Annotated in this window: 2 protein-coding genes; both read left to right on the top strand. The window is 39.6% G+C overall.

All coding sequences use genetic code 11. The annotated features are described in order from the left end of the window. Positions 1–710: 710 nt before the first annotated feature. Complete coding sequence (locus KIH41_RS17975) at positions 711–1412, top strand: helix-turn-helix transcriptional regulator (protein WP_214163330.1); 702 nt, start codon at positions 711–713, stop codon at positions 1410–1412. A gap of 123 nt (positions 1413–1535) precedes the next feature. After that, a complete protein-coding gene (locus tag KIH41_RS17970) occupies positions 1536–2339 on the top strand; it encodes an alpha/beta fold hydrolase (protein WP_214163329.1) in 804 nt (267 codons plus the stop codon). Positions 2340–2525 lie beyond the last annotated feature (186 nt).

Genomic DNA, 2525 nt, shown 5'->3' with positions numbered 1-2525 from the left:
GAAATAACCTTCTAAACTGCGTAGTTTAGTAGGTTATTCGGCCTGCGGCCTGGTTTAGGAGTTTAGAAACCGCGAAGCGGCGACAAGGTTGAGGCTTTGGTTTCACGCCACGGGCGCAAAGAGAAAGCGCAAAGGCCGCGGCGCTAGGATTGGTTTCACCGACCCCAAATGGGGTCAAACCTTTCAATAACCATGGGTGCAACCCATGGAGCCAAAAGCCATTTCGATTCCAACGACCCCCAATGGGGTCGAACTCATTTCTAAACTCCTAAACCAATACGTAATTATGACAAATGAACCGGTCAGGTCCCTTTGTAGGGATCGAAAAATTTTTCGCCCCCTACAACAGGACCTCTTGCATTACGATCTATTATACCCCCAAAACCTACATGTATTCCCTAATTGTTACTCCCCCTTTGATAACCTTCTTCCAACCCCTCCTTGAAGGCCATTTTGGTCCCTTCCCAGTCCATGACAAGCTCAATAGTCACTTGATCTTATATCTGGTCATTTTTGTGTGTTGGGTTACATATATACCAATGCATAAATGCTGATTTCAAATATGTTTAGAAAATTCATAGGAAAAAATACCCTAATCGCGGTATTTTACAGCTCAATTAATCATAAATACACTTTTGACATTTAACAAAAACCCTTTTTAGATAAAAAACCTTTACGTTAGCAGTAATTTTCCGATATACAACTTTCAAATGAATAGACTCGACAGAATCACAAGCATTCTCATACAGATTCAATCCAAAAGACTGACAACTGCCCGTGAATTGGCCCAACGACATGAAGTGACAAACAGGACAATTTACAGAGATATAAAAACATTGAGACTTGCCGGGGTTCCAATTGGGGAAGAAGAAGGGAAGGGATATTTTTTAGTGGAGGGTTATCGGTTGCCTCCCGTAATATTCACAATGGAGGAAGCCAGAGCTATGATTACTACCAGTAAAATTTTAAATTATCATGCAGAAGATTCCCTTAAACAGAATTATGGGTCAGCACTTTATAAAATTAAAGCTGTTTTGTCACTTAAAGACAAAGATAAACTGGAGCTTCTGAATTCAAGAATCGGATATCAAAAGCCATGGGCACCTACAAGCATATTTTTAGACGCCATACAGCATTCAATTACAGAAAATCAAAAGTTGAAAATATCCTATCAAACAAGGGGGGAAGGTCACCTCAAAGAACGGATAATCCACCCTTATGCCGTCTATTTTAGCGGTGCTGTGTGGTCAACTATTGCCTTTTGTGAGCTAAGACAAGAAATAAGGGAGTTTCGCCTGGACAGAATCAAAGAGCTCCTTGTTCAACCCACTCATTTTAATCCCAATAGGTCTTTCAGAATTGAAGAATATTTGGAAGAGCGTTCAAAAAAATTATTTGAACCCCTGACATAGGGATGTCCTAAGTGCCTTGAAACTTTGTTACATACTTAACCCAATAGCAAAGAAAAAATGTAATTTGGAAATCGTAAGTGTATCATTTCAAGGAAGGAAACTAAGACATAAACACGAGAAAGAATGACTGCAAAACAAATCAAAATCAGAAACAATGAGGTTGAAATCAATTATTTTCAAGATGGACAGGGCACGTTAACATTGCTGTTTTTACATGGGTGGTGCATTGATGGCACTTATTGGGAAAAACAGGTAGAATACTTTGCCCATCAATACAATGTTTATGCAATTGACTTACCGGGATTTGGGAAATCAAAAGCAGAAAGGGCCAACTGGACAATTGAAGAGTACGCCAACGATGTAACAATATTTATTGACCAATTGAAACTTCAAAATGTTGTAATAGTCGGCCATTCCATGGCTGGGGAGATCATGCTTGAAATAGCCATGAACCAACATCCTTCCATAAAAGGAATTGTGGGTGTCGACAATTTCAAATTTATTGACGTGGAATTTACACCCGAACAAATGAAACAGATGGCTGACTTTTTTCCGATGCTGGAAAAGGATTTTAAAAATTCAGCCACTGTATATGCAGATATGATGCTTTTCCACCCTACCACACCAGAAGAAGTCAAAGAGAGGGTTAAGCATGACTTTGCAAACACCGATTCTGTCATTGGCTACGGAACATTTATGAATCAGATGCAATATGCTCATTCAGATGCACAAAGACTGGAAATGCTTAATTTCAAATTGTATTTAATTAACAGCGACGCTTATCCAACAAATCTAACGGGTTTGAAAAATCACTGTAAAAGTGGCTTTCAAGTAGAAACCATCGCTGGCACAGGCCATTTTCCAATGATTGAAAAACCTGAGGAGTTTAATGGCATTTTGGATAAGATGCTTGCGCAGATCAACTAGCGGCTAATTTCCCCCATGCTAGGTGCGAAAAATTTTTCGCCCCTAGCATGGGGGATTTCGCCGTAATAACCATCATGGTCCAAAAAATTCATCCTCATCCCAATTCATCGGGTTATTTCTGATGTAGTTGGATATCCTCAAAAAATCCCCCTCATCCCTGATAATCCGGTCATGGTAATTTCTTTG

The organism is Litoribacter ruber (assembly GCF_018500185.1).
Lineage (GTDB): Bacteria > Bacteroidota > Bacteroidia > Cytophagales > Cyclobacteriaceae > Litoribacter > Litoribacter ruber.
This window is presented reverse-complemented; position numbering and strand designations above follow the sequence as displayed.